This window comes from Simplicispira piscis (assembly GCF_054783455.1).
Genome location: NZ_BAAGQN010000007.1, coordinates 348,232 through 373,732 on the forward strand (window position 1 = coordinate 348,232; position 25,501 = coordinate 373,732).

At 64.8% G+C, this 25,501-nt stretch carries 21 protein-coding genes and 1 riboswitch; of the genes, 18 read left to right on the forward strand and 3 right to left on the reverse strand.

All coding sequences use genetic code 11. From position 1 onward, the window contains the following. The first annotated feature begins 1 nt into the window (after window position 1). The 17 genes from ftsL to ACYVOC_RS05110 all read left to right on the forward strand — a co-directional run bounded on the left by ftsL (window position 2) and on the right by ACYVOC_RS05110 (window position 21,678). Window positions 2–298 (forward strand): cell division protein FtsL, encoded by a 297-nt coding sequence (ftsL, locus tag ACYVOC_RS05030; RefSeq protein WP_461161061.1) that lies wholly within the window; start codon window positions 2–4, stop codon window positions 296–298. Then, the gene (locus ACYVOC_RS05035) at window positions 295–2,040 is read left to right on the forward strand and encodes a peptidoglycan D,D-transpeptidase FtsI family protein (RefSeq protein ID WP_116002782.1); all 1,746 of its coding nucleotides are present in this window, start codon (window positions 295–297) and stop codon (window positions 2,038–2,040) included. The genes ftsL and ACYVOC_RS05035 overlap by 4 nt, the downstream gene beginning before the upstream one ends. Next, the gene (locus ACYVOC_RS05040) at window positions 2,040–3,533 is read left to right on the forward strand and encodes a UDP-N-acetylmuramoyl-L-alanyl-D-glutamate--2,6-diaminopimelate ligase (protein WP_461161062.1); all 1,494 of its coding nucleotides are present in this window, start codon (window positions 2,040–2,042) and stop codon (window positions 3,531–3,533) included. The genes ACYVOC_RS05035 and ACYVOC_RS05040 overlap by 1 nt, the downstream gene beginning before the upstream one ends. Then, window positions 3,530–4,960 (forward strand): UDP-N-acetylmuramoyl-tripeptide--D-alanyl-D-alanine ligase, encoded by a 1,431-nt coding sequence (locus ACYVOC_RS05045; protein ID WP_461161176.1) that lies wholly within the window; start codon window positions 3,530–3,532, stop codon window positions 4,958–4,960. Before ACYVOC_RS05040 ends, ACYVOC_RS05045 begins: the two co-directional genes overlap by 4 nt. Then, the gene (mraY, locus tag ACYVOC_RS05050; protein WP_461161063.1) at window positions 4,954–6,132 is read left to right on the forward strand and encodes a phospho-N-acetylmuramoyl-pentapeptide-transferase; all 1,179 of its coding nucleotides are present in this window, start codon (window positions 4,954–4,956) and stop codon (window positions 6,130–6,132) included. The genes ACYVOC_RS05045 and mraY overlap by 7 nt, the downstream gene beginning before the upstream one ends. Next, complete coding sequence (locus ACYVOC_RS05055; protein ID WP_461161064.1) at window positions 6,129–8,123, forward strand: Mur ligase family protein; 1,995 nt, start codon at window positions 6,129–6,131, stop codon at window positions 8,121–8,123. Before mraY ends, ACYVOC_RS05055 begins: the two co-directional genes overlap by 4 nt. Beyond that, complete coding sequence (gene ftsW, locus ACYVOC_RS05060) at window positions 8,120–9,430, forward strand: putative lipid II flippase FtsW (protein WP_461161065.1); 1,311 nt, start codon at window positions 8,120–8,122, stop codon at window positions 9,428–9,430. The genes ACYVOC_RS05055 and ftsW overlap by 4 nt, the downstream gene beginning before the upstream one ends. Before the next feature lie 112 nt (window positions 9,431–9,542). Then, complete coding sequence (gene murG / locus ACYVOC_RS05065; protein ID WP_461161066.1) at window positions 9,543–10,616, forward strand: undecaprenyldiphospho-muramoylpentapeptide beta-N-acetylglucosaminyltransferase; 1,074 nt, start codon at window positions 9,543–9,545, stop codon at window positions 10,614–10,616. Continuing rightward, entirely contained in the window at window positions 10,613–12,046 is a 1,434-nt protein-coding gene (gene murC, locus ACYVOC_RS05070; protein ID WP_461161067.1) for a UDP-N-acetylmuramate--L-alanine ligase, read from the forward strand. Before murG ends, murC begins: the two co-directional genes overlap by 4 nt. Beyond that, the gene (locus ACYVOC_RS05075; protein ID WP_116002796.1) at window positions 12,043–13,029 is read left to right on the forward strand and encodes a D-alanine--D-alanine ligase; all 987 of its coding nucleotides are present in this window, start codon (window positions 12,043–12,045) and stop codon (window positions 13,027–13,029) included. Before murC ends, ACYVOC_RS05075 begins: the two co-directional genes overlap by 4 nt. Then, window positions 13,026–13,820 carry a cell division protein FtsQ/DivIB gene (locus tag ACYVOC_RS05080; RefSeq protein ID WP_116002797.1) on the forward strand — a complete coding sequence of 265 codons (795 nt, stop codon included), beginning with the start codon at window positions 13,026–13,028 and terminating at the stop codon, window positions 13,818–13,820. Before ACYVOC_RS05075 ends, ACYVOC_RS05080 begins: the two co-directional genes overlap by 4 nt. Window positions 13,821–13,852: 32 nt before the next feature. Further along, complete coding sequence (gene ftsA / locus ACYVOC_RS05085; protein ID WP_116002799.1) at window positions 13,853–15,082, forward strand: cell division protein FtsA; 1,230 nt, start codon at window positions 13,853–13,855, stop codon at window positions 15,080–15,082. Window positions 15,083–15,239: 157 nt separating this feature from the next. Beyond that, a complete protein-coding gene (gene ftsZ / locus ACYVOC_RS05090) occupies window positions 15,240–16,463 on the forward strand; it encodes a cell division protein FtsZ (protein ID WP_116002800.1) in 1,224 nt (407 codons plus the stop codon). A gap of 91 nt (window positions 16,464–16,554) precedes the next feature. Further along, on the forward strand, window positions 16,555–17,478 hold the full coding sequence (gene lpxC / locus ACYVOC_RS05095; protein ID WP_461161068.1) for a UDP-3-O-acyl-N-acetylglucosamine deacetylase: 924 nt from the start codon (window positions 16,555–16,557) through the stop codon (window positions 17,476–17,478). A gap of 24 nt (window positions 17,479–17,502) precedes the next feature. Then, a complete protein-coding gene (locus ACYVOC_RS05100) occupies window positions 17,503–17,679 on the forward strand; it encodes a hypothetical protein (RefSeq protein WP_165829141.1) in 177 nt (58 codons plus the stop codon). 29 nt (window positions 17,680–17,708) lie between these two features. After that, window positions 17,709–17,828: riboswitch (TPP riboswitch) on the forward strand. A 108-nt stretch (window positions 17,829–17,936) separates the two neighbouring features. Beyond that, window positions 17,937–19,832 carry a phosphomethylpyrimidine synthase ThiC gene (thiC, locus tag ACYVOC_RS05105; RefSeq protein ID WP_461161069.1) on the forward strand — a complete coding sequence of 632 codons (1,896 nt, stop codon included), beginning with the start codon at window positions 17,937–17,939 and terminating at the stop codon, window positions 19,830–19,832. A gap of 178 nt (window positions 19,833–20,010) precedes the next feature. Beyond that, the gene (locus ACYVOC_RS05110) at window positions 20,011–21,678 is read left to right on the forward strand and encodes a methyl-accepting chemotaxis protein (RefSeq protein WP_461161070.1); all 1,668 of its coding nucleotides are present in this window, start codon (window positions 20,011–20,013) and stop codon (window positions 21,676–21,678) included. Here the strand turns inward: ACYVOC_RS05110 and ACYVOC_RS05115 are convergent. The 3 genes from ACYVOC_RS05115 to ilvA all read right to left on the reverse strand — a co-directional run bounded on the left by ACYVOC_RS05115 (window position 21,671) and on the right by ilvA (window position 24,708). Continuing rightward, the gene (locus ACYVOC_RS05115) at window positions 21,671–22,255 is read right to left on the reverse strand and encodes a histidine phosphatase family protein (RefSeq protein ID WP_116002807.1); all 585 of its coding nucleotides are present in this window, start codon (window positions 22,253–22,255) and stop codon (window positions 21,671–21,673) included. The two genes, ACYVOC_RS05110 and ACYVOC_RS05115, sit on opposite strands and share 8 nt — an antisense overlap. Next, the gene (cobS, locus tag ACYVOC_RS05120; protein ID WP_461161071.1) at window positions 22,252–23,067 is read right to left on the reverse strand and encodes an adenosylcobinamide-GDP ribazoletransferase; all 816 of its coding nucleotides are present in this window, start codon (window positions 23,065–23,067) and stop codon (window positions 22,252–22,254) included. Before cobS ends, ACYVOC_RS05115 begins: the two co-directional genes overlap by 4 nt. Window positions 23,068–23,130: 63 nt before the next feature. Then, window positions 23,131–24,708, reverse strand: a complete 1,578-nt coding sequence (ilvA, locus tag ACYVOC_RS05125; RefSeq protein ID WP_461161072.1) for a threonine ammonia-lyase, biosynthetic — start codon at window positions 24,706–24,708, stop codon at window positions 23,131–23,133. 318 nt (window positions 24,709–25,026) lie between these two features. Between ilvA and ACYVOC_RS05130 the strand changes: the two genes are divergently transcribed. Next, entirely contained in the window at window positions 25,027–25,476 is a 450-nt protein-coding gene (locus ACYVOC_RS05130) for an OsmC family protein (protein WP_116002812.1), read from the forward strand. The last annotated feature ends 25 nt before the right edge of the window (window positions 25,477–25,501 follow it).

Genomic DNA, 25,501 nt, shown 5'->3' on the forward strand with positions numbered 1-25,501 from the left:
CATGGCACGCCTGAATCTTCTGCTTTTTGCCTTGGTCATGGGCAGTGCCCTGTACCTGGTGCACACGCAGTACGAGTCGCGCCTGCTTTACACCGCGCTGGACCGTGCGGTCGCCGAAGCGCGCCGCCTGGAAACCGAGCAACATCGACTCGAGGTGGAAAAGCGGGCCCAGGCCACGCCACTGCGCGTGGAAACCCTGGCGCGAGCCAAGCTGCAGATGCGCACTGCCACGCCAGCCATCACCCAGTACGTGCCGGACCCGCTGCCTGGCGCGGTCGCATCGAAGGTGCGTCCATGAGCCGCAGTGTGCTCTACACCTCCAGCCCCCTGCTGGCCAGCAAGACGCCGGTATGGCGCAGCAAATTCATCGTGGCGATGATTGCGCTGGGTTTTGTCGGCCTGGGTGCCCGTGCCGCCTATGTGCAGGTGGTGGGCAATGACTTCTTTCAGCGCCAGGGCGAGGTGCGCTTTGCGCGCACCCTGGAGTTACCGGCCAACCGGGGCCGTATTCTCGATCGCAATGGCCTGATCCTGGCGTCCAGCGTGCCCGCAGCCAGCATCTGGGCCATCCCCGAGGATGTGGACCAAGACAAGCCCGAAGTGCGGGCCAAGCTCAAGGAGCTAGCGCGCCTGATGGGTATGCCGCTGGCCGAACTGCAGCGCAAACTGGCCGACGAGGACAAGACTTTCGTCTGGATTCGGCGCCAGCTGGACTGGGATGTAGGGCAGCAAATTGCTGCGCTGGCGATTCCCGGCATTTACCAACGCAAAGAATACAAGCGCCAGTACCCTGAAGGTGAGTCCGCAGCCCATGTGGTGGGGTTCACCAATGTGGAAGACAAGGGTCAGGAGGGCATGGAGCTGGCGTTCAACGATCTGCTGGCCGGGCGTGCCGGGTCGCGCCGCGTCATCAAAGACCGCATGGGTCGGGTGGTCGAGGGGGTGGGCGAGGTAGTGCCGCCGATGGACGGGCGCGACATGCAGCTGTCCATCGACAGCAAAGTGCAGTTTTTTGCCTACCAGAAGCTGCGCGACCAGGTCATCGCACACAAGGCCAAGGCCGGTAGCGTGGTGGTGCTCGACGCCGTCACGGGCGAAGTGCTGGCGCTGGCCAACTATCCCAGCTATTCGCCCGACAAGCGGCAGAACCTCACGGGCGAGCAGTTGCGCAACCGCGCCATCACCGATACCTTCGAGCCTGGCTCGACCATGAAGCCCTTCACGATCGGGCTGGCGCTCGATAGCGGCCGTGTCAAGCCTGGCACGCTGGTGGACACCACACCTGGGCGCCTGACCATCACCGGCTCAACGATCTCGGATACGCACAACTACGGCGTGCTCACGGTCGAAGGCGTGATCCAGAAGTCAAGCAACGTGGGCACCACCAAACTGGCCATGCAGATGCCGGCGCGCGAGATGTGGGAGACCTTCTCGGCCGCTGGATTCGGGCAGAAGCCCCATGTGGGCTTTCCCGGTGCGGTCAGTGGCCGGCTGCGCCCCTACAAGAGCTGGCGCCCGATCGAGCAGGCCACCATGTCCTATGGCTACGGCCTGTCGGCCAGCCTGTTCCAGATGGCGCGCTCGTACACCGTGTTTGCGCACAACGGCCAGATCATTCCCGCCACCATGCTCAAGAGCTCTGAGCCTGCGGTCGGCGTGCCGGTGTTCTCACCCAAAACTGCCGACGAGGTGCGCAAGATGCTGCAGATGGCCGCCGGCCCCGGCGGCACGGGCCAGAAGGCCCAGACAGTGGGCTACTCGGTCGGCGGCAAGTCGGGCACGGCGCGCAAACAGGTGGGCAAGAGCTATTCCAGCGGTAAGTACCGCGCCTGGTTCACCGGCATGGCGCCCATTGACAAGCCGCGCATCATCGTCGCCGTGATGGTCGACGAGCCGAGCAACGGCGTGTACTACGGCGGCGCCGTGGCCGCACCCGTGTTCAGCGAGGTGGTGCAGCAAACGCTGCGCATGATGGGCGCGCAGCCGGACATGGCCGTCAAGCCGCAGATCGTCGCCGACACGGTGGAGGAGTCGGTGTGATGCAGATGATCCAGACCCCTTCGCAAGCCGTGCAGTGGCTGCGTGCGCATGTCACGGGCACGCTGCAGACCGACAGCCGCCAGGTGATGCCCGGTGATGGCTTCATCGCCTGGCCCGGTGCGGCGACCGATGGCCGTTCGCATGTACAGGATGCCCTGGTGCGCGGCGCAGCGGCCTGCCTGGTCGAGCACGAGGGCGTGGAAGCCTTTGCCTTCGACAGCCTGGTTGTTGCCGCGCTGCCCCGCCTCAAGCAGGCAACCGGCCTGATCGCTGCCGAATGGTTTGGCGCACCGGGCGATGCACTCGCTGTGGTGGCGGTTACCGGCACCAACGGCAAAACCAGCACCGCGTGGTGGTTGGCCCATGCACTCTCAAATTTGCAGCACGATGCGCTTTCTCCATGCGCCCTGGTGGGTACTTTGGGCATTGGAATGCCGGGGCATCTCGAATCCACCGGGATGACCACGCCCGACCCGGTGCGCTTGCAGCAGGCCTTTCGCCAGTTTGTCGATGCGGGCGTGCGCGCCTGCGCCATCGAGGCCTCGTCCATCGGCCTGGCCGAACACCGCCTGGCTGGCACGCCTATCCGCGTGGCCGTGTTTACCAACTTCACGCAGGACCACCTCGACTACCACCCCGACATGGACGCCTACTGGCAAGCCAAAAGGGCGCTGTTCGATTGGCCTGGGTTGCAGGCCGCGGTGGTAAACATCGACGACCCGCACGGTGCCGAGTTGCACAGTGCCCTGGCCGGGCGCGGGCTGGATGTGTGGAGTGTTTCCATGCGCCAGGACGCGCGCCTGCAGGCGCAGGCCGTGGCGTGGGGCGACGGCGGCCTGCGCCTGGACGTGGTGGAAGGTGCAGAGAAGCATTCATTGCAGACGGGAATGCTCGGCGACTTCAACGTCTCCAACCTGTTGGGCGTGATTGCTGCGCAGCGTGCCCTGGGCGTACCGCTGGCGCAGGCGGTCGCCGCATGCGCTCAGTTGCTGCCGGTACCTGGCCGCATGGAGCGCCTGGTGGCACAGGGCCAGCCGTTGGTGGCAGTGGACTACGCGCATACACCGGACGCATTGGACAAGGCGCTGCAAGCACTGCGCCCTCTGGCGGCAGAGCGTGGCGGCCAGCTTTGGTGCGTTTTTGGCTGTGGCGGCGACCGCGATGCCAGCAAGCGCCCACTGATGGGCGCGGCGGCGCAGCACCATGCCGATAGGGTGGTGGTCACCAGCGACAACCCGCGCGGCGAAGAACCCGTTTCCATCATTCACCAGATCTTGCTGGGAACCATCGCTGGAGAGACGGTACGGGTCGAACCCGACCGTGCCGCCGCCATTGCCCAGGTGCTGGCCGAGGCCGATGCCCGGGACGTGGTGCTGATCGCTGGCAAGGGCCACGAGGACTACCAGGAGACGGCGGGCGTGCGCCAGCCGTTCTCCGACATGGCGCATGCGCGTGCTGCGCTGGTACGCCGAGGAGCCAGCGTATGGCAATGATGACCCTGCGGCAGGCCTTTGCCTGGATCCATGCGCGCGAGCCACGGGCGCGTCTGGTGGGTGATGGCGAGACGCCTTTGGTGCGCGTGCACACCGACACGCGCACGCTGCGGGCGGGTGACCTGTTTGTCGCCCTGCGCGGCGAGCGTTTCGATGCCCACCAATTTCTAGCGCAAGCGCGTGTCGCCGGCGCGGTAGCCGCCCTGGCCGAGCGAGGTCTTCAGGAGGCTGGGCTGGCCGGTATCGAGGTGCCTGACAGCCTGCACGCCCTGGGCGCACTGGCTGCGGGCTGGCGTGCGCAGTTCACGCTGCCGCTGATCGCCGTGACGGGCAGCAACGGCAAGACGACGGTCACGCAAATGCTGGCGGCCATCCTGCAGGCGCACGCGCAGGAGGCGGCCTTCTCGACCCAGGGCAACCTGAACAACGCCATCGGCGTCCCGCAGACCTTGCTGCGCCTGACGGCACAGCACCGGGTGGGCGTGGTGGAGCTGGGCATGAATCACCCCGGCGAAATTGCGGAGCTGGCGCGCATCGCCCAGCCGACCGTGGCGCTGGTAAACAACGCGCAGCGCGAGCATCTGGAGTTCATGCACACGGTGCAGGCCGTGGCCGAAGAAAACGGCGCGGTACTGGCCGCACTGCCCGCATCGGGGGTGGCCGTGTTTCCGGCAGGGGATGCCTACACACCGCTGTGGCAAGCCCTGGCGGGTGGTCGGCGCTGCCTGACTTTTGGCGGTGCAGGTGCCGACGTGCGCTGTGACCGCGCCGAATGGACGGACGGCGCCTGGCGCGTGGAGATCGCCACGCCCCAGGGCGCACTGCACTGCACATTGCACATCGCGGGTCGCCACAACGTGGACAACGCGCTGGCCGCCACGGCCTGCGCGCTGGCTGCGGGTGTGCCGCTGCCCGACATTGCAGGCGGCCTGTCGGCTTTCGTGCCAGTCAAGGGGCGATCACGGGCCTTCAGTGTGTGCAGCGCTGGCCGCTCCATCACAGTGGTGGACGACAGCTACAACGCCAACCCGGACTCCGTGCGCGCCGCCATTCTTGTGTTGGCCGCGCTGCCCGCGCCCCGCCTGCTGGTGTTGGGTGACATGGGCGAGGTGGGCGACCAGGGGCCCCAATTCCATGCGGAGGCCGGGCGCCATGCCCACGCTTGCGGCATCGAGCATCTGTACGCCCTGGGTACGCAGTCGGCCCACGCAGTGGCAGCCTTTGGGCACGCCCGGCATTTCGACAACATGGCAGCGCTGCAGGCAGCGGTGTGCGCTGCCTTGCCCAGTGTGGGCAGTGTGCTGGTGAAGGGATCGCGCTTCATGAAGATGGAACAGGTGGTGGAGGCCGTGGCCGCCGCTGCGCAGGAGAACACGATGGCAACCAGCAACGAGCGCCGCAGTACGGACGGAGGTGCGCCATGCTGATGTGGTTGGCCCAGTGGTTGCAAAACCTGTCGCCGGATCTCGGCTTTCTGCGGGTGTTCCAGTACCTCACGCTGCGCGCGGTGCTGGGCGCGATGACGGCGTTGCTCATTGGCCTATTTGCCGGGCCGCGCGTCATCCGGCGACTGACGGAACTCAAGATTGGTCAGCCCATCCGCACCAACGGCATGGAGACGCACCATGTCAAAAGCGGTACGCCCACCATGGGTGGCGTGCTGATCCTTTTGGCCATTGCCACATCCACCCTGCTGTGGGCCGACCTGTCGAACCGCTTCGTCTGGATTGTGCTCATCGTTACGCTGGGCTTTGGCGCCATCGGCTGGGCGGACGACTGGCGCAAAGTGGTCTACAAGGATCCCAATGGCATGCGCTCGCGCGAGAAATATATGTGGCAGTCCATCATCGGTCTGCTCGCTGCGCTGGCGCTGGTGTTCAGTATTTCCGAGGGCACCAACCCCAAGGCGTTTGAGCTGTTTGTGAGTTGGGTGAGCTCGGGTTTTTCGGTCGATCTGCCGCCGCAGGCAGGCTTGCTGCTGCCGTTTTTCAAGGAAGTCAGCTACCCGCTGGGCGTTCTGGGCTTCGTGATCCTGACCTATCTGGTCATCGTCGGGTCGAGCAACGCCGTCAACCTGACCGATGGGCTCGATGGTCTGGCGATCATGCCGGTGGTGATGGTGGGCTCTGCCCTGGGTGTTTTTGCCTATGTGGTCGGCAGTTCGCTGTATTCCAAGTACCTGATTTTTCCGCATATTCCGGGTGCGGGCGAACTGCTCATCTTCTGCGCCGCCATGGCGGGCGCGGGGCTGGCCTTTTTGTGGTTCAACACGCATCCGGCCCAGGTGTTCATGGGCGATGTGGGTGCGTTGGCGCTGGGCGCGGCTTTGGGCACCATCGCCGTGATCGTGCGCCAGGAAATCGTGCTGGCCATCATGGGCGGCATCTTCGTCGTCGAGGCCCTGTCGGTCATGCTGCAGGTCACCTGGTTCAAGTACACCAAGCGGCGCTACGGCGAGGGCCGGCGCCTGCTCAAGATGGCGCCGCTGCACCACCATTTCGAAAAGAGCGGCTGGAAGGAAACGCAGGTGGTTGTGCGCTTCTGGATCATCACCATGCTGCTGTGCCTGATCGGCCTGTCCACCCTCAAGCTGCGATGAATCCGAACGACGACCTCCACGCCTTGCCTGCCGACCCGGTAACGCCCACAGCGCTGCCGGGTCTCGCCGCGCCCGCGCCCGACGGGTCGGTTCAAGCGGTGGGCCCGTTGGCTGAAGGCGTGTTGCAGGCATCGCAGGATGAGGCGCCAGTGACCGCCGATGACGGCATGGTGAATTCGGCCGCCGCGCCCGTGGCGGCCTGCACCCCTGAACTCCCGCAGACCCTGAACGCAGCCCGGGACGCCGCTGCCTTTGTCGCGCAGATTTTTGCCGACGTTGCGTCCAACGAATCAAAGATTGATGTGCAGGCCGCCGAGACGACGCAGGCGCAGCCACCCGAAGATGCTTTCGTGCCCACCCCTGTTCCTGTGGGCTGGCCGCTGGCAGGCACGGGGCCGCTGCAGGGTCAACACATCCTCATCCTGGGGTTGGGTGCTTCGGGTCTGGCCATGGCGCGCTGGTGTGTGCGCTGCGGTGCCCAAGTGACCGTGGCCGATACACGCGCAGCCCCGCCGCAACGGGCGGTGCTGCAGCATGAGCTGCCCCAGGTGCGCTTTGTCTCGGGGGCCTTCGGCGCCCACTTGGTCGAGGACCAGGGACTGGCGGCGGTGTACCGGTCGCCAGGTCTCAGTCCTGCCGAAGTTGCTTCTGTATTTGTAGCTGCTAACGCCTGTGGAATAAGCGCTGAAGGCGAATTGGGCTTGTATTCGATGGCCTTGCGTGCGCTGCGTGCCGCGCACGGCTATGCACCGGCCGTGCTGGCCATCACAGGCACCAACGGCAAGACCACCGTGACAGTACTCACTGGGCGGTTGGTGGAACACGCCGGCAAGACAGTGGCTGTGGCCGGCAATATTGGCCCCACGCTGCTCGACACCCTGGCTGCGCGCATCGACGCAGGGCAGCTCCCCGATGTGTGGGTGCTGGAGCTGTCGAGCTTCCAACTCGACGGCGTCGCCGGTTTCGAGCCCACGGCGGCGGCGGTGCTGAACATCACACAAGACCACCTGGACTGGCATGGCGACATGGCGGCCTATGCAGCGGCCAAGGCACGCATTTTTGGCGAGACCGGCCTCATGGTGCTCAACCGCGAAGATCCGGCCGTCATGCGCATGCTGCCGCCGCCGAGCCGTCCGAAGGGCGAAGTGTCGGTGCGCGCCAGCGAAGCATTGGCTCCGGTGCGTGCGAAATTCCAGAAGCTCCAGCAACGCGCCCACGTCACTTTTGGCGGCGACATGCCGCGCCGCCCGGGTGATTTCGGTATCGAAGTCGTCAGCGGCATGGCCTGGCTGGTGCGCGCGCAGGAAGCCGACGAAACCCTCAAACGGCCACGCCGCGCTGCCGCGCTGCCGCTGGGCGCAGGCGCAGGGCTGGAGGAAGAGCTGCACATCCAGCGCCTGATGCCGGCCGATGCCCTGCGCATCCGTGGGCGGCATAACGCCGTGAACGCATTGGCCGCGCTGGCGCTGGCACAGGCGGCAGCTTGCCCGCTGGGCGCCATGCTGTATGGCTTGCGCGAATACCGGGGCGAGCCCCACCGCGTGGAGCCTGTGGGGCGCCTGAACGGAGTGGAGTATTTCGACGATAGCAAGGGCACGAACGTGGGTGCCACGGTGGCGGCCCTTACGGGGCTGGGCGCCGAGCGGCGCATCGTGGTTATTTTGGGCGGTGATGGCAAGGGACAGGACTTTTCACCCCTGGCCGACCCGGTGGCGCGCTATGCGCGGGCCGTGGTGCTGATCGGGCGCGATGCGCCATTGATCCGCGCTGCGCTGCAGGAGACGGGTGTTGTTCTGCACGACGCCGATGCGTTGCCTGCGGCCGTGCAATGGGCTGCTGAGCGCGCCCATGCCGGAGACGCCGTGTTGATGTCGCCCGCCTGCGCCAGTTTTGACATGTTTGACAACTACGGGCACCGCGCGCAGGTGTTTGTGCAAGCGGTGCAGCAACTGGCGCTGGATGCAGGCCAGGACCTGGAGGGCGCAGCATGAGCAGCACCGCACGCACTTCCGGGGGGGTGATGCAGCGCATGGCGGGCTGGTTTGGCGGTCTGCCGGGCAAGGCCGCCGAAGTTTTACCTGTGCGCGCCGGCGGCACGGAATACCGCCAGACCACATCCACACCGGCCAGCGTGCTGGGTTTTGACGAAGCCTTGCTGTGGGTGGTGGTGGCCCTGCTGGCCTGGGGGCTGGTGATGGTGTATTCAGCCTCCATCGCACTGCCGGACAACCCGCGCTTTGGCAAGATCGCCCCCACGCATTTCTTGATGCGCCATGTGTTCTCCCTGATCGTCGCTTTTGTGGCGGCGCTGCTGGCCTTCCAAGTGTCCATGGCGACCTGGGAGCGGTCGGCGCGTGCGCTGTTCATGTTCTCTCTGGCGCTGCTGGTGCTGGTGCTGGTGCCGCATGTGGGCACTGTTGTCAATGGTGCGCGACGCTGGTTGTCGCTGGGGCCGTTTGGCTTTCAGCCGTCTGAGCTGGCCAAGTTTGCCGTGCTCATCTACGCCGCCGACTACATGGTGCGCAAGATGGAGGTCAAAGAGAGGTTCTTCCGCGCCGTGCTGCCCATGGGGGCGGCTGTGGCGATTGTCGGGGTGCTGTTGCTGGCCGAGCCGGACATGGGTGCTTTCATGGTGATCGCAGTGATCGCCATGGGCATTTTGTTTCTGGGAGGCGTCAATGCCCGCATGTTCTTCCTGATCGCGGCCATCCTCGTGGGGGCTTTCAGCCTGATGATTGCCAGCTCACCGTGGCGGCGCGAACGGGTGTTTGCTTACCTCGACCCGTTCAGCGAGCAGCATGCCCTGGGCAAGGGTTACCAGCTCTCGCATTCCCTCATTGCCATCGGGCGGGGCGAAATATTTGGTGTGGGCCTGGGCGGCAGCGTCGAAAAACTCCACTGGCTTCCTGAGGCGCACACCGACTTTCTGCTCGCAGTGATCGGTGAAGAGTTTGGCCTGGTGGGCGTGCTCATGCTCATCGTGCTGTTCTTGTGGATGACGCGCCGCATCATGCACATCGGCCGCCAGGCCATTGCCCTGGATCGCGTGTTTGCCGGTCTGGTCGCGCAGGGGGTGGCCATCTGGATGGGCTTTCAAGCCTTCATCAACATGGGCGTAAACCTGGGCGCGCTGCCCACCAAGGGGCTGACCCTGCCGCTGATGAGCTACGGCGGCTCGGCCATTCTGATGAACCTGGTCGCCATCGCCGTGGTGCTGCGCGTGGACTACGAAAACAAATTACTCATGCGGGGCAGCGGCAAGCTGCCCACCACGCGTAAGCGGGGAGAGCGAGCATGAGTCATTTGTTTCTGCACAGCAAATTACGCCAGCGCGCCAGCGCTGTCGGCACGCATGTGCCGATGCGGGGCAGCGGCAAGCTGCCCACCACGCGCAAGCGGGGAGAACGCGCATGAGCAGTACCACGCCCAAGACCGCGCTCATCATGGCTGGTGGCACCGGCGGCCACATCTTCCCAGGCCTGGCCGTGGCCGAGGAGTTGCGCGCGCGCGGCTGGCGCGTGCACTGGCTGGGCGCGCCGGGCAGCATGGAGGCGCGCATTGTGCCCAACCAGGGTTTTGCGCTGGAAACCATTGATTTTTCCGGCGTGCGTGGCAAGGGCCTGGCCACTTTGGCCCTGTTGCCACTGCGCCTGCTGCGCGCCTTCTGGCAGGCCTGGCAGGTGGTGCGGCGCGTGCGGCCCGACGTGGTGGTGGGCTTGGGCGGCTACATCAGTTTTCCCGGCGGCATGATGGCCGTGCTGGCGGGCAAGCCTTTGGTATTGCACGAACAAAATTCCGTGGCCGGTATGGCTAACAAGGTGTTGGCCACTGTGGCCGACCGGGTGTTCACCGCGTTCCCGCAGGTGCTGAAAAAGGCCCAATGGGTGGGCAACCCGCTGCGCACCGCGTTCACGCGCCAGGGTGACCCGGCGGAGCGTTTTGCGGGTCGCACCGGGCCGCTGCGGCTGCTGGTGGTGGGCGGCAGCCTGGGGGCGCGTGCCCTCAACGAGATCGTGCCGCAGGCGCTGGCGTTGATTCCACAAGACCAGCGCCCGGTGGTGACGCACCAAAGCGGCGCGGCGCAGATCAAGCAGCTGCGCGCCAACTACGAAGCAGCCGGGGTGCAGGCCGAGCTGACGCCGTTCATCGACGACACGGCCAGCGCCTTTGCCCAGGCCGACATCATTGTTTGCCGTGCGGGCGCCAGCACGGTCACCGAAATTGCCGCCGTGGGCGCCGCCGCCGTGTTTGTGCCGTTTCCGGCAGCTGTGGACGACCACCAGACCACCAACGCCCAGTTCCTGGTGCAGGCCGGGGGCGGCTGGCTGGTGCAGCAGCGCGATCTCTCACCACAGATGTTGGCTCAAATGCTACAAAATACAGAGCGAACAGCGCTTGTGGATAAAGCGCTAAAGGCCAAAAACATGCAAAAAATCCATGCCACCCGCGAGGTGGTCACCGCGTGCGAGGAGTTGGCTGCATGAAACATGCCATTCACCACATCCACTTTGTCGGCGTAGGCGGCTCCGGCATGAGCGGCATCGCCGAGGTGCTGTTCAACCTGGGCTACCGCATTTCGGGTTCCGACTTGTCGGACAGCCCTACCTTGCGGCGTCTGCAGGCGCTGGGCATAGCCACGCACCTGGGCCATTCGGCGGCCCATATTGAGGGGGCCGATGCGGTGGTGACATCTACCGCCGTGAAGGCGGACAACCCCGAAGTGCTGGCTGCCCGCGAGAAGAAGATTCCCGTGGTGCCGCGCGCCCTCATGCTGGCCGAGCTCATGCGGCTCAAGCAGGGCATCGCCATTGCCGGCACGCACGGCAAAACCACCACCACCAGCCTGGTCACCAGCGTGCTGGCCGAGGCGGGGCTGGACCCGACCTTCGTGATCGGTGGGCGCCTGAACAGCGCCGGGGCCAATGCCAAGCTGGGCAGTGGCGACCACATCGTGGTCGAGGCCGACGAATCGGACGCCTCTTTCCTCAATCTGCTGCCGGTGATGGCGGTCGTCACCAACATCGACGCCGACCACATGGAGACCTATGGCCACGACTTTGGCCGTCTCAAGAAAGCATTTGTCGATTTTCTGCACCGCATGCCGTTCTATGGCACGGCCATCCTGTGCATCGACAACCCGGCCGTGCGTGAAATCGTGCCCGAGGTGTCCTGCCCCATCACCAGCTATGGCTTCTCGGAGGACGCCCAGGTGCGCGCCATCAACGTGCGCGCTGAGGGAGCGCAGATGCACTTCACGGTGCAGCGGCGCAACGGCGTCACGCTGCCGGACATGGATGTGGTGCTCAACCTGGCAGGCGAGCACAACGTGCTCAATGCCCTGTCGGCCATCGCCGTGGCGGTGGAGCTGAATATTCCAGACGCTGCCGTGCTGAGTGCGCTGGCACAGTTCAAGGGAGTGGGGCGGCGTTTCCAGAGTTATGGCGACCTGCCTGCCGCTGGCGGCGGCCAGTTCACGGTGGTTGACGACTACGGCCACCACCCCGTGGAAATGGCCGCCACACTGGCCGCCGCGCGCGGGGCCTTTGCCGGGCGCCGCCTGGTGCTGGCCTTCCAGCCGCACCGCTACACGCGCACGCGCGACTGCTTCGAGGACTTCGTCAAGGTCATCGGTGGCGCCGACGCTGTGCTGCTCACCGAGGTCTATGCCGCAGGCGAGGCGCCCGTGGTGGCGGCCGACGGGCGCTCTCTGGCACGTGCGCTGCGCGTCGCCGGGCGGGTGGAGCCGGTGTTTGTGGACGACATCGCGGCGCTGCCGCAGGCCATTGCCGACCTGGCGCAGGGGGGCGATGTGGTTCTGTGCATGGGTGCGGGAACCATCGGCGCCGTGCCCGCCAAAGTGGTTGAACTGCTACGAAAAAAAGAGCTGGAAGGGCACGGTGAACAAGCGCTATGAGCCAATTTGACTCCAACATAGACGTGCAGGGCCTGGGCAAGACGGCTGTGCTCATGGGTGGTTCGTCCGCCGAGCGCGAGGTCTCGCTCATGTCGGGTGCCGGGGTGCTGCAGGCATTGCGCGCGCGTGGTGTCGATGCCCACGCGTTTGATACCGCCCACACCGATCTGGGTGAGCTCAAGCGCGCTGGTTATGCACGCTGCTTCATCGCGCTGCATGGCCGCCATGGCGAAGATGGCACGGTGCAGGGTGCGCTGGAACTGCTGGGCATTCCTTACACCGGTCCGGGCGTCATGGCGTCCGCCATCGCCATGGACAAGACGATGACCAAGCGCATCTGGCGTGCCGAAGGCTTGCCTACCCCTGATTGGCGCCAGGTGGCCAGCAGCGCTGAAACTGAGGCCGCTCTGGCAGCGCTGGGTGCACCGATGATCGTCAAACCGGCGCGCGAGGGTTCCACCATTGGTTTGACCAAGGTCACCGACCCCGGCCAGTGCGCGCAGGCCTACGAACTGGCGGCACGTTACGACCCCGAGGTGTTGTGCGAGCAGTTCATTGAAGGGGACGAAACCACCTGTCCCATTCTGGGCGAGGGTGCCGGCGCCGTCGCATTGCCGGTGATCCGCATCGTCGCGCCCCAAGGCAACTACGACTACCAGAACAAATACTTCACCGACGACACCCAGTACCACTGCCCCAGCGGCCTGCCGCAGGCCGAGGACGAAGCCATCCAGCGCCTGGTGGTAGAGGCTTTTCGCACCCTGGGTTGCCGGGGCTGGGCACGGGCCGACATCATGGTGCGTGCCAGCGACCGCAAGCCTTTTCTGTTGGAGATCAACACCTCGCCGGGTATGACAGGCCATTCGCTGGTGCCCATGTCGGCCCGCGCGGCCGGTATCAGTTACGAAGACCTGTGTCTGCGCCTGCTGGCCAGCGCCACGCTGGACACGCCGGCCGGCGCCGTGGGAGGCATCGCCGGATGAATACCGCCATGCCAGCGCCACTGGACGTCAAGCTCATGAACCTGACCGCATCGGTCCTGTTCCTGGGCTGTGTCGTGCTGGTGCTGGCCGCCGGTGCCTGGTGGGTGCTGCGCCATCCGGCGCTCTCCATTGGCCGCATCGTGGTGCAAGGCGATCTTGTGCATAACAACGCTGTCACGCTGCGGGCCAATGTGGCCCCGCGCCTGGTCGGCAATTTCTTCACCCTCAACTTGCGCACCGCGCGCGAAGCCTTCGAGCAAGCTCCCTGGGTGCGCACCGCGCAGGTGCGCCGTGAGTTCCCAGGAACCATTGAGGTGGTGTTGGAAGAGCACCAGGCGGCTGCCCACTGGGGCCCCGAGTCGGGCACCACCATGGTGAACCGCCAGGGTGAGGTGTTCGACGCCAACGCTGACGAAGCCGAATACGAAGGGCTGCCCCGCCTGAGTGGTCCGAACGGCCAGTCGGGCCAGGTTATGTCCATGCAGAGGCAGCTGCAGACAATTTTCGAGCCGCTGGGCATGGTGGTGCAGGCGCTGGACCTGAGCAGCCGGGGTGGCTGGCATCTGGAACTCGACAGCGGTGCCGCAGTGGAACTGGGTGGGGGGACGACCGAAGAGGTGTTGCAGCGCACGCAGCGCTTTGTGCGCACGCTGACGCAGGTGGCGCAGCACTACGGCCGGCGCGCGGACGCGCTGGAATCGGCCGACTTGCGGCACAGCGGCGGCTATGCGCTGCGCCTGCGCGGGGTGACGACGGTGACGGTGGGATCCAGTGCGCCAGTGCGCAAGTAGGCAGTACGGCAGAACAAGAGGCGAAAACGCATATGGCAAGAGAATACAAAGACGTGGTGGTGGGGCTGGACATCGGCACGGCCAAGATCATGGCGGTCGTGGCCGAGGTGCTGCCCGGAGGCGAGCTCAAGCTCGCCGGCCTGGGCGTGGCGCCGAGCAACGGCCTCAAGCGCGGCGTGGTGGTGAATATCGACGCCACGGTGCAAAGCATTCAGCAGGCTTTGAAGGAAGCCGAGCTGATGGCCGACTGCAAGATCCAGCGTGTCTACACCGGCATCACCGGCAGCCACATCCGCGGGCTCAACTCCAGCGGCATGGTGGCGGTGAAAGACAAGGAAGTGACCGCCGCCGATGTGGCGCGTGTGGTCGAGACAGCCAAGGCCATCAACATCAGCAGCGACCAGCGGCTGCTGCTGGTGGAGCCGCAGGAATTCGTGATCGACGGGCAGGACGTGAAAGAGCCCATCGGCATGAGCGGCATCCGGTTGGAGGCAAAAATCCATATCGTCACCGGTGCGCAAAGTGCGGCCGAGAACATCATCAAGTGCGTGCGCCGCTGTGGCCTGGAAGTGGAGCAACTGCTGCTCAACCCGCTGGCGTCGAGCCAGGCCGTGCTGACCGACGATGAGCGCGAGTTGGGTGTGGTGGTGGTCGATATTGGCGCGGGCACGACCGATGTCGCCATCTTTACCGGCGGTGCGATTCGCCATACCGCGGTGATTCCGATCGCTGGAGACCTCATCACCAGCGACATCGCCATGGCGCTGCGCACGCCCACCAAGGATGCCGAGGACATCAAGGTCGAAAGCGGCTACGCCAAGCAGTTGCTGGCCGACCCCGAGGCCCAGGTCGAAGTGCCCGGCCTGGGTGACCGGGGCCCGCGCATGATCAGCAAGCAGGCCCTGGCCGGGGTCATCGAGCCGCGCGTGGAAGAGATTTTCTCGCTGGTGCAACAGGTCATCCGCGACTCGGGCTATGAAGAGGTGCTGTCGTCGGGCATCGTGCTCACCGGTGGCAGCGTGGTCATGCCGGGCATGGTGGAGCTGGGCGAAGACATCTTCCTCAAGCCCGTGCGCCGGGGTGTGCCCAAGTATTCAAGCGCCCTGTCCGACATGGTTGCTCAGCCCCGTGCGGCCACCGTCATGGGGCTGCTGGAAGAGGCGCGCCTGGCGCGCATGCGCGGCTTCAAGGTGGCGCACAAGACGGGTTCGGTGCAGTCGGCGTTTGGCCGCTTCAAAGACTTCATCGTGGGGAATTTCTGACCATGGACCACTTCATCTGGCAAGTCTGGCCCCACCCACCGCCGCGCTTGCGCTGGTGCAGTACCGGGCCGCCCCGCGTGCACCGATGGCCATGCGCCATCCACCCTATTCATTCATCGCCATTCATTGCAAATCAGTCAATCCAAGGAGCTCCAACATGACCATCGAAATGATCGAAGTCGAAGAATTCAACCAGGGCACGCAAATCAAGGTGATTGGTGTGGGCGGCGGCGGAAGCAACGCCGTTGAGCACATGATCGCGCGCAGCGTGCAGGGCGTGGAGTTCGTGAGCGCCAACACCGATGCGCAGGCCCTGACCCGCAGCACGGCGCACCGCGTCATTCAGCTGGGCCAGAGCGGCCTGGGTGCTGGCAGCAAGCCCGAGAAGGCGCGTGAAGCCGCCGAGGCCGCTGTAGAGGACATTCGCGCCGCCATTCAGGGCTCGCACATGTTGTTCATCACCGCCGGTATGGGCGGCGGCACGGGCACGGGCGCCGCACCTGTCATTGCGCGCATCGCCAAGGAAATGGGTATTCTCACCGTGGGCGTGGTCACCAAGCCCTTCGAATGGGAAGGCGGCCGCCGCATGAAGAATGCCGATGACGGCCTGGCCGAGCTGGAAGCCAACGTCGATTCACTCATCGTCGTGCTGAACGAAAAACTCCTGGAAGTGTTGGGCGACGACATTACCCAGGACGAGGCCTTTGCCCACGCCAACGATGTGCTCAAGAACGCCGTGGGGGGCATCGCCGAAATCATCAACGAGTACGGTCAGGTGAACGTCGACTTTGAAGACGTACGCACCGTGATGGGCGAGCCCGGCAAGGCCATGATGGGCACGGCCACGGCCAGCGGCCCGGATCGCGCACGCATCGCCGCCGAGCAGGCTATTGCCTGTCCGCTGCTCGAAGGCATCGACCTGTCGGGCGCCAAGGGCGTGCTGGTGCTGGTTACGGCGAGCAAGGGCAGCCTCAAGCTGTCTGAGTCGCGCCAGGCCATGAACACCATCAATGCCTATGCATCGACCGACGCACATGTGATCTTCGGCGCCGCCTACGACGAAACCTTGGGCGAGGAGATCCGTGTGACCGTGGTGGCCACCGGTCTTTCGCGCCAGAATGCGCGCCGCCAGCCCATCTCGGTGGTGCAGGGCGGCCTGCGCACGGGAACGGACAACATGTCCTACCCGATGCCTGGCACGGGCATGCTGTCCGGCTCCGTGGGCGCTGCGCCGGGGGCTGTGGGTGGCCAGGCAGACTATGCCGTGCCCAGTGTCTGGCGTACTAACCGCACGCAGGCTGCAGCGCGGGTGGATGCCTTGTCCTCGGGCGGCATGGACGACCTGGAAATCCCTGCCTTCCTGCGCAAACAGGCTGATTGAGGTGGGCGCTGCACGTTTGTGCCATCGCCGTGATAGAAAAACGCGATGGCGCAGTGCAGCAACAACGCGCAGTCCACACTAAAATCAATGGATGCTCGCGCAACGAACCCTCAAAACACTCACCCGTGCGGTGGGCGTCGGCCTGCACAGCGGCCAGCGGGTCGAGCTGACACTGCGCCCTGCGCAGCCTGACACCGGCATCGTGTTCCGTCGTGTCGATTTACCCGAGCCGGTGGACATTCCGGTATCCACCCAGGCCGTGACGGACACGCGCATGGCGTCCACCATTTCGTCGGGCAGCGCCTGCGTGCATACGGTCGAGCACCTCATGTCAGCGTGTGCCGGGCTGGGGGTGGACAACCTGTATGTAGACATCACCGCAGAGGAAGTGCCCATCCTGGACGGGTCGTCGGCTTCTTTTGTTTTCCTGCTGCAAAGTGCGGGCATCGTTCTGCAAAACGCCCCTAGGCGCTTCATTCGGGTCAAAGAGCCCATAGAAATTCGCCAGGGCGAGGGTGTGCACACCAAGTGGGCGCGACTCGACCCCTACCACGGCTACAAGCTGCGGTTTGAAATTGACTTTGCCCATCCGGCCGTCGATTCCACGGGGCAATCCGTCGAATTTGACTTGGGCCAAGGCCAATACAGCCGCGACATTGCCCGCGCGCGCACCTTCGGCTTCACCAAGGACGTGGAAATGATGCGTGCCAACGGGCTGGCATTGGGTGGTGGCATGGACAACGCCATCGTCATGGACGACTACAAAGTGCTCAATGCCGACGGCCTGCGTTATGACGACGAGTTCGCCAAGCACAAGATATTGGACGCCATGGGCGACCTGTACCTGGTGGGTAAGCCGCTGCTGGCGGCTTACAGCGCCTTCCGCTCGGGCCATGCGCTCAACAACCTGCTGCTGCGCGAACTCGAAGCCCATCCCGATGCCTGGGAAATCGTCACCTTCGAGAACGAACGCCTGGCCCCTGCCGGTTTTGCGCAGCCGGTGCGCGCCTGGTAGCGCCAACCCACAAGCCTCCCGCGTATGCTGCTGTTTCGCTGGATCGTCATGCTGTTGCTGCTCGTAGCGGCGCTGTGCTTTGCGTTTTATGCCGGTACCGGCCGGGCGCGGTACAAGCAGCTGGGTTTTGTTGTGCTCAAGTGGACCATGATTGCCGCAGGAGTTTTCTTTGCCGTGCTCATCCTGGAGCGCGGCTTCTGACGCTGTGAACTGTTTCTCGGCCTATACTCGCCCCTGCTCCGGGGTGTGCTGATGCGCTGAGATGCCGGGGGTCTGGAAACAGGCTCCCTGGCGAACCCGACGAACTTGATCCGGTTCATACCGGCGGAAGAAGAGCCGACCTCCTTGTCTGCGTGCATGTCCCATCGGGCGCGTACGCCGTCCACAGACGCCATCCGTGTCTATGGGAGCGCAGGTCCAGTCCGGAGCATCCATCCACCGGACCTAGGAGACCTGCCATGAACGCCCCCGAACCCCTTGCCCGTGAATCCTTCGCCAGCTTGCTGGCACGCGCCCGCGACCCCTTTCCTGCATCGCGCAAGGCCTACATTGCAGGCGCCCTGCACCCCGACCTGCGTGTGCCGGTGCGCGATATTGCGCTCACCAATGGTGAGCAGGTCAGCGTGTACGACACCTCGGGCCCTTACACCGATCCGCAGGCGCAGATCGACGTGCGCAAGGGCCTCGCCAGTGTGCGTGGCCGCTGGATCGAGGCGCGTGGCGACACAGAGGGCTACCAGGGTCGCCCATCCGTGGCACTGGACGACGGCAGCAAAAGCGAAGATGCGGTGCGCCTGGCCACGCTGCGCGCAGAAGCTGCGGCATTGCAACGCCAGCCCCTGCGCGCCAAAAGGGGTGCCAACGTCACGCAGATGCACTATGCGCGGCGCGGCATCATCACGCCCGAGATGGAGTACGTCGCCCTCCGCGAAAACGGTAAACGCGAGTGGATGGCGCAATACCAGCAAGACTTAGCGCGCGAGCAGCGCCTGGCGGGCAACCCCATGGGCGCGATGATCCCGAAAATCATCACCCCCGAATTCGTGCGCGACGAAGTGGCGCGCGGCCGCGCCATCATTCCGGCCAACATCAACCACCCCGAAGTCGAGCCCATGGCCATTGGGCGCAACTTCCTGGTCAAGATCAACGCCAATATCGGCAACTCGGCCGTCACGTCGAGCATCGAGGAAGAGGTGGAAAAACTCGTCTGGGCCATCCGCTGGGGCGCCGACAACGTGATGGACCTGTCCACCGGCAAGAACATCCACACCACACGCGACTGGATCGTGCGCAACTCGCCCGTGCCCATCGGCACGGTGCCGATCTACCAGGCGCTGGAGAAGGTGGGCGGCATCGCCGAAGACCTCACCTGGGAAATCTTCCGTGACACGCTGATCGAGCAGGCCGAGCAGGGCGTGGACTACTTCACCATCCACGCCGGCGTGCGCCTGGCCTACATCCACCTCACGGCGGCGCGGCGCACCGGCATCGTCTCGCGCGGCGGCTCCATCATGGCCAAGTGGTGCATGGCGCACCACCGCGAGAGTTTTCTGTACGAGCACTTCGAGGACATCTGCGACATCATGAAGGCGTACGACGTGTCGTTCAGCCTGGGCGACGGCCTGCGGCCCGGCTGCGCGTCCGACGCCAACGACGAGGCCCAGTTTGCCGAACTGCACACGCTGGGCGAGCTGACCCAGGTGGCGTGGAAGCACGATGTGCAGACCATGATCGAAGGCCCCGGCCACGTGCCCATGCACATGATCCAGGCCAACATGACCGAGCAGCTCAAGACCTGCCACGAGGCACCGTTCTACACCCTGGGCCCGCTGACGATCGACATCGCACCGGGTTACGACCACATTGCCTCGGCCATCGGCGCCGCCATGATCGGCTGGATGGGCACGGCCATGCTGTGCTACGTGACGCCCAAGGAACACCTGGGCCTGCCCGACCGCGACGACGTCAAGCAGGGCATCATCGCCTACAAGATCGCGGCCCACGCCGCCGATGTGGCCAAGGGCCACCCGGGCGCGCGCTCACGCGACGATGCCCTGAGCCAGGCGCGCTTCGACTTTCGTTGGCAGGACCAGTTCAACCTGGGCCTGGACCCGGAGACGGCGCAGGAATACCACGACGAGACGCTGCCCAAGGACTCGGCCAAGGTGGCGCATTTCTGCTCCATGTGCGGCCCCAAATTTTGCTCGATGAAGATCACGCAGGAAGTGCGTGAATTCGCTGCGCAGAAAGGCGTTGCGGAGGGCGAGGCGCTCACGCAGGGAATGGCAGCCAAGGCCGAAGAGTTCCAGAAAACTGGGGGACGCCTGTACGTCCCGCTGCACCCGGTGGCGTGACGCAGTCGCCACCCGCGGCGGTGGCTTGCCGATGTGCCGCTGTCGCAGGCGGTGAATACCCTGTGCGTGACCTGTTACAGCCTCGCTTATATTCATTACAAATGCAGCCCACAAGGCTGCGGGCGGGGCATGGCCACAAGGCGGGTGCCCGTGAATACCATTTTCTGGAAGGGGAGCCATGAACGCTCTGGGCCGTTTGTCGATCCGTGCACGTCTGTACTTCAGCACGATTTTTTCCCTGGTTCTGCTGGTCGTGCTCGGAGGCATGGGCTATGTGGCGCTGGACCGCACCCGCGACACCGTGCAGGATTTGTTCGCGCACCGCGTGCAGACGCTCACCGACATGTCCGACCTGCGCACCACCTTGGGTGATCTGCGTCGCATCGAAAAAGACATCATCATCAATTTCAACAACAGCGTTGAAGTGGCGTCGATGCGCGAGCGTTGGGCTGCCACGCTGACCTCGTTGCGCAAAAGCCTGGATGCCGTGCGGCAGGTGCAGGCGGCCGATGCGGAGTTTGTCGGTGTGATCGACAAGGTGCTGGACGAGGTCAAACAGTACGAGACAGGCATCAGCCCCATCTTCGAACAGATCGAAGGCGCCATGCTGGATGGAGCGGGTGGCGGGGCCTACGCCAACCGTTTGAAAAGCCACACGGAGAACGCCGACAAGCTGATGAGTGATTTGGCAGCCGGTGCACGCATCCGCATGGACGAGGCGCGGCAAGGGGTGGACACGCGCACGGCCTCCATGTCAGTGTTGATCGGTGTTGCCCTGCTGCTGGGGCTGGCGGTGCTCATCCCCATCACCTTCTTCAGTGTGCGTTCCATCACCCAGTCGCTCGAACTGGCGCGCAGGCTGGCCGAACGCATTGCCGGTGGCGATCTCTCGCGCGACGTGCAGGTCCAGCAGCAAGACGAGGTGGGCCAGTTGGTCATGGCTATGGGCCGCATGCAGGAGGCGCTGCGTGGGCTGGTGCGCCAGGTGCAGGATGCCGCAGGCAACATCTCCACCGCCAGCGGCGAAATTGCCAGCGGTAACCACGACCTGAGCCACCGTACCGAGCAGACGGCGGCCAACCTGGAAGAAACCTCGTCGTCCATGGAGCTATTGACCAGCACCGTGCAGCAAAGCGCTGAATCCTCGCGCCATGCCAATGATTTTGCCAATTCAGCGGCCGAAGTGGCAGGGCGGGGCGGCGCGGTTGTGGCCCAGGTAGTGAGCACCATGGAGCAAATCACCACCAGCTCGCGCAAGATCGCCGACATCACCGGTGTGATCGATGGCATCGCGTTCCAGACCAACATTCTGGCGCTCAACGCCGCTGTGGAGGCCGCCCGTGCGGGCGAGCAGGGCCGCGGCTTTGCGGTGGTGGCCAGCGAGGTGCGTAGCCTGGCGGGCCGCAGTGCCGAGGCCGCCAAGGAAATCAAGGCCTTGATCGGTGCCTCGGTCGAGCGCGTGGAAGACGGTGCGCGCCTGGTGGGCCAGGCTGGTGAGACCATGACCGAAATTGTGGGCAGTGTGCGCCGCGTTACGGACATCATCGGCGAAATCACTGCATCGACCGCCGAACAGCGCGACAACATTACCCAAATCAGCCAGGCGGTGCGCCAGCTGGACCAGATGACGCAGCAGAACGCGGCTCTGGTGGAGCAGTCCACCGCCGCTTCCGAGTCGCTGCGCGAGCAGGCGCGTGGGTTGACCAGCGCGGTCAGCCAGTTCAAGCTCAGCGAAGGTGGGCAGGAAGCCGGTGCGTCGGCTGCAGGCCCGCATTCTGCATCCGCCTGGCAGGCTGCGCCGATCACGCAGTCTGTCGGTGTGGGCGCCTCGTTGCGGCTCAAATAGCCGTGTTTGCGCCGTTCAGGCGGTAACAGGCCCACTGCCCTGGCGCGGGGGCCTGCACGGGCCACTGCGCTGATGTGGGGCGCTGACCTTGTTGCCCCTGCGCACCGAGCAACCATTGCACGCAGCGCGCCACGCCGGCGTGGCTGATCCACAGGGTATCGCCGGGCTGTCGGCGTGCTTGTTGCAGTGCTGCGTGTACGCGATCCAGCATCTGTGCCAGGTTTTCACCCCCACCAGGTGGGTGGTCGACAAAACGGGCCGTCCAAGCGTCGATGTCGGCGCGTGCGATGGCATTCCAGGCCTGGCCCTCCCAGGAACCAAAATCCATTTCGACCAAACGGGCGTCTGGTGCAAACGCCATATCGGGCCGCAGCGCCTGCAGTTGGTGGGCCAGCAACGTACAGCGCTGCAGGGGCGAATGGCGTGCCTGTATGCCCATGGGCAGCATCTTGGCCAGGCGTTGGGCGCTGGCAGCGCTGGTGGCGGGGTCGACCGGGGTGTCCAGCCTGCCGTAGCAGGTGCCCGGAGTCAATAGTACGGGCGCGTGCCGAGCAATCCACAGCCGTTGGGGTTTCATGCGCCGAAGCCGCGCCCCAGTGCCAGGGCGGCACCCAGGTAAAAGCCGATTTCACTGACCTGCTGCGTTGCCCCCAGGCAATCGCCCGTAAAGCCCTGCAAGCGCCGTGCGAACCAGCGCGCCATCCCGCCTGCGGCCAGGGCACTGCAGGCCATGGATGCTATTAAAAATAGAGCTGACTGCGCTTTCCACGTAAGCGCTAGAGGCAAAAAACACCATAAAAATGCGATACCGAGCGCAGACCCCGAAATCTGATCCGCCAGCGGCTTGCTTTTGGAGCGGGCCGTGTCGCCCACGTGCTCCAGGTGGCGTACCAGCAGCAGCGGCCAGAAGCGCGACAGCACATGTCCACCCACCAGTGCTGCCAGGGCGGTTGTCAGGCTGTGCGTGCCCAACAAGGCCAGCAGGCTGAGCTTGGCCAACAGGGCCAGCACCAGCGCCATGGCACCAAAGGCGCCAATGCGCGAATCTTTCATGATGTCCAGCGCACGCTCGCGGTCCTGGCTGCCGCCCAGGCCATCGGCCACGTCGGCCAGGCCATCTTCATGAAAACCCCCTGTGACCAGCACTGTGGTAATGGTGCAGAACACTGCCGCGACCAGCGGGGCCATGGGGTTGGGCGCCAGCGCCATTTGCAACGCAGCAAAGACGCCCGTGGCCACCGCAGCCACCAGCCAGCCCACGCCCGGAAAATGCGCGCTGCTGGCACGCAGCATGGCCGGGCTGTAGCCCACCCACTGCGCCAGCCGCCCCGTGACGGGGATGCGCGTGAAGAACTGCACGGCCAGCAAATAGTGGCGCAGGGTTTGCATGAATACTATAAAAATAATAGCTAATAGCGCTTGTAGAATAAGCGCTAGAATGCGTTTTGACTGCTATTTTTGTACTGCATTCCGGGATGTTTGCAGAAACAACCGGTAGGCTGGGTTCAGGGTTTCCTCGACGTATGGATAGCCCAGCGTGGCGAGGAAGGCGTCAAAGGCCGCAGCGTCGCCAGGCGGCACTTGCAGGCCCACAAGAATACGGCCGTAGTCGGCGCCCTGGTTGCGGTAGTGGAACAGGCTGATGTTCCAGGTGGGCTCCATCAGGCTCAAAAACTTGAGCAATGCTCCGGGCCGCTCGGGGAAGACAAAGCGCAGCAGGCGCTCGTCGCGCGCCAGGGCCGAGTGCCCGCCGACCAAGTGGCGCAGGTGCTCTTTGGCCAGTTCGTCGTGCGTCAGGTCCAGCGCCTCGAAACCGTGGCGGCTGAAGTTGCGCGCCAGCTTCTCGGACTCGCCTTTGCCATGGGTGGTGAGGCCCACGAAAACATGGGCGCTTGCGGCGTCGCTGATGCGGTAATTGAACTCGGTCACGTTGCGCGGGCCGCCGGGCAAGTCGCCAATCACCTCGCAAAAGCGCCGGAAGCTCCCGCGTTCCTCAGGAATGGTGACGGCCAGCAGCGCTTCGCGCTCTTCGCCCACCTCGGCCCGTTCGGCCACGAAGCGCAGGCGATCGAAGTTCATATTGGCGCCGCACAGGATGGCGGCGTAGGTCTCGCCCCGGGTCTTGTGCGTGGCAACGTACTGTTTGATGGCCGCCACAGCCAATGCGCCTGCGGGCTCGACGATGCTGCGGGTGTCCACGAACACATCCTTGATCGCCGCGCACACGGCATCGGTATCCACGGTGATGTAGCTATCGACCAGGCCGCTGGCGATGCGGAAGGTTTCCTCGCCCACCAGCTTGACGGCGGTGCCATCAGAGAACAGGCCCACATCGGCCAGCGTGACGCGCTCACCCGCCTGGATGGACTGGATCATGGCGTCTGAATCATTCATCTGCACGCCGATGACCTTGATCTCCGGGCGCACGGCCTTGATGTAATTGGCTACACCAGAAATCAGGCCGCCACCGCCAATGGCGACGAACACGGCATCCAGCCGGGTGCTGCCCAGTTTTTGCAGCTGGCGCAGGATTTCCATCGCGATGGTGCCCTGGCCAGCGATCACGTCGGGGTCATCAAACGGGTGCACGAAGCTCAGCCCCTGCTCTTGCTGCAGACGCACGGCATGGCTATAGGCGTCGGAGTAGCTGTCGCCGTGCAGCACTACCTCGCCCCCCAGGGCGCGCACTGCGTCCACCTTGAGCGCTGGCGTGGTCGTGGGCATGACTACCACGGCGCGTGCGCCCAGCTTGCGTGCGCTCATGGCCACGCCCTGGGCATGGTTGCCGGCCGAGGCGCAGATCACGCCGCGCTGCAACTGCTCAGGCGTGAGGTGCGCCATCTTGTTGTAGGCGCCGCGCAGCTTGAAGCTGAACACGGGCTGCTGGTCCTCGCGCTTGAGCAGTACCTTGTTGTGCAGGCGGCGGCTCAGGTTGTGGGCGGGCTCCAGGTCGGACTCGATGGCGACGTCGTAAACGCGCGCGGTCAAAATCTTTGTGAGGTAATCGGCAGGGGTGAGGTGCTGGGTCATGGGGTGCAAATGCTGCGCCGCCGCAGAAGGGGTGGCGGGGCCCACATCATAGGGCGTGCGTTCCTGCGGTTGTCGCCGGGCCCGCAGGGCAAAAAAAAGCCCCGGGCCGTAAGGCCTGGGGCGTAATCCACCGGGGGAGGTGGAGGAGACAATCGGTGCGTGGCGGAGCCTCTGAGGGGTTTGCCGCCAACCTGCCCATGTCAGCAGGGGGTTCGCTTGGGCTCAGTGTAGCGCAAGGTTTGTTGCGGCGCAGCACGGGTAGGTATTTGTACGTTACAGTCTGTCCGAAAAAAACCACGCACCTCAAGGAGAAAAAGCATGGAATGCACAGTGAGCTGGACAGGCGCTGCAGGAACGCGGTCCGGCATGGGGTTCATCGCCGAAACCGGTAGCGGCCATGTCCTGGCCATGGATGGAGCGCCTGACGCAGTCCATCCCGCCAACGGCGGTCAAAACTTGGCCCCGCGCCCCATGGAGGCGGTGCTGGCCGGCACGGGGGGCTGTACGGCCTATGACGTGGTGCTGATCCTCAAACGCGGACGGCACGATGTGCGTGGCTGTAGCGTCAAGCTCACTTCCGAGCGTGCAGAGACCGAGCCCAAGGTCTTTACCCGCATCCACATGCACTTCACCGTGACCGGCAAGGGGCTGACCCCAGTGGCCGTGGAGCGTGCCATCGCCATGAGCCACGAAAAATACTGTTCTGCCAGCATCATGCTGGGCAAGACCGCCGAGATCACCACGGGCTTTGAGGTGGTCGAGGCCTGAGCCTTCTCCTCCTCCGACTTCGTCA

Bases quoted from the DNA above. Each gene is read 5' to 3' on its own strand.
- ACYVOC_RS05115 (WP_116002807.1), bottom strand. From the start codon at position 22,255: ATGAAACCCCAACGGCTGTGGATTGCTCGGCACGCGCCCGTACTATTG.
- mraY (WP_461161063.1), top strand. From the start codon at position 4,954: ATGCTGATGTGGTTGGCCCAGTGGTTGCAAAACCTGTCGCCGGATCTC.
- ilvA (WP_461161072.1), bottom strand. From the start codon at position 24,708: ATGACCCAGCACCTCACCCCTGCCGATTACCTCACAAAGATTTTGACC.
- murC (WP_461161067.1), top strand. From the start codon at position 10,613: ATGAAACATGCCATTCACCACATCCACTTTGTCGGCGTAGGCGGCTCC.
- ACYVOC_RS05100 (WP_165829141.1), top strand. From the start codon at position 17,503: ATGCTGCTGTTTCGCTGGATCGTCATGCTGTTGCTGCTCGTAGCGGCG.
- ACYVOC_RS05130 (WP_116002812.1), top strand. From the start codon at position 25,027: ATGGAATGCACAGTGAGCTGGACAGGCGCTGCAGGAACGCGGTCCGGC.
- ACYVOC_RS05080 (WP_116002797.1), top strand. From the start codon at position 13,026: ATGAATACCGCCATGCCAGCGCCACTGGACGTCAAGCTCATGAACCTG.
- ACYVOC_RS05075 (WP_116002796.1), top strand. From the start codon at position 12,043: ATGAGCCAATTTGACTCCAACATAGACGTGCAGGGCCTGGGCAAGACG.
- cobS (WP_461161071.1), bottom strand. From the start codon at position 23,067: ATGCAAACCCTGCGCCACTATTTGCTGGCCGTGCAGTTCTTCACGCGC.
- murG (WP_461161066.1), top strand. From the start codon at position 9,543: ATGAGCAGTACCACGCCCAAGACCGCGCTCATCATGGCTGGTGGCACC.
- ACYVOC_RS05055 (WP_461161064.1), top strand. From the start codon at position 6,129: ATGAATCCGAACGACGACCTCCACGCCTTGCCTGCCGACCCGGTAACG.
- lpxC (WP_461161068.1), top strand. From the start codon at position 16,555: ATGCTCGCGCAACGAACCCTCAAAACACTCACCCGTGCGGTGGGCGTC.
- ftsA (WP_116002799.1), top strand. From the start codon at position 13,853: ATGGCAAGAGAATACAAAGACGTGGTGGTGGGGCTGGACATCGGCACG.
- thiC (WP_461161069.1), top strand. From the start codon at position 17,937: ATGAACGCCCCCGAACCCCTTGCCCGTGAATCCTTCGCCAGCTTGCTG.
- ACYVOC_RS05040 (WP_461161062.1), top strand. From the start codon at position 2,040: ATGCAGATGATCCAGACCCCTTCGCAAGCCGTGCAGTGGCTGCGTGCG.
- ftsW (WP_461161065.1), top strand. From the start codon at position 8,120: ATGAGCAGCACCGCACGCACTTCCGGGGGGGTGATGCAGCGCATGGCG.
- ACYVOC_RS05045 (WP_461161176.1), top strand. From the start codon at position 3,530: ATGATGACCCTGCGGCAGGCCTTTGCCTGGATCCATGCGCGCGAGCCA.
- ACYVOC_RS05110 (WP_461161070.1), top strand. From the start codon at position 20,011: ATGAACGCTCTGGGCCGTTTGTCGATCCGTGCACGTCTGTACTTCAGC.
- ACYVOC_RS05035 (WP_116002782.1), top strand. From the start codon at position 295: ATGAGCCGCAGTGTGCTCTACACCTCCAGCCCCCTGCTGGCCAGCAAG.
- ftsZ (WP_116002800.1), top strand. From the start codon at position 15,240: ATGACCATCGAAATGATCGAAGTCGAAGAATTCAACCAGGGCACGCAA.
- ftsL (WP_461161061.1), top strand. From the start codon at position 2: ATGGCACGCCTGAATCTTCTGCTTTTTGCCTTGGTCATGGGCAGTGCC.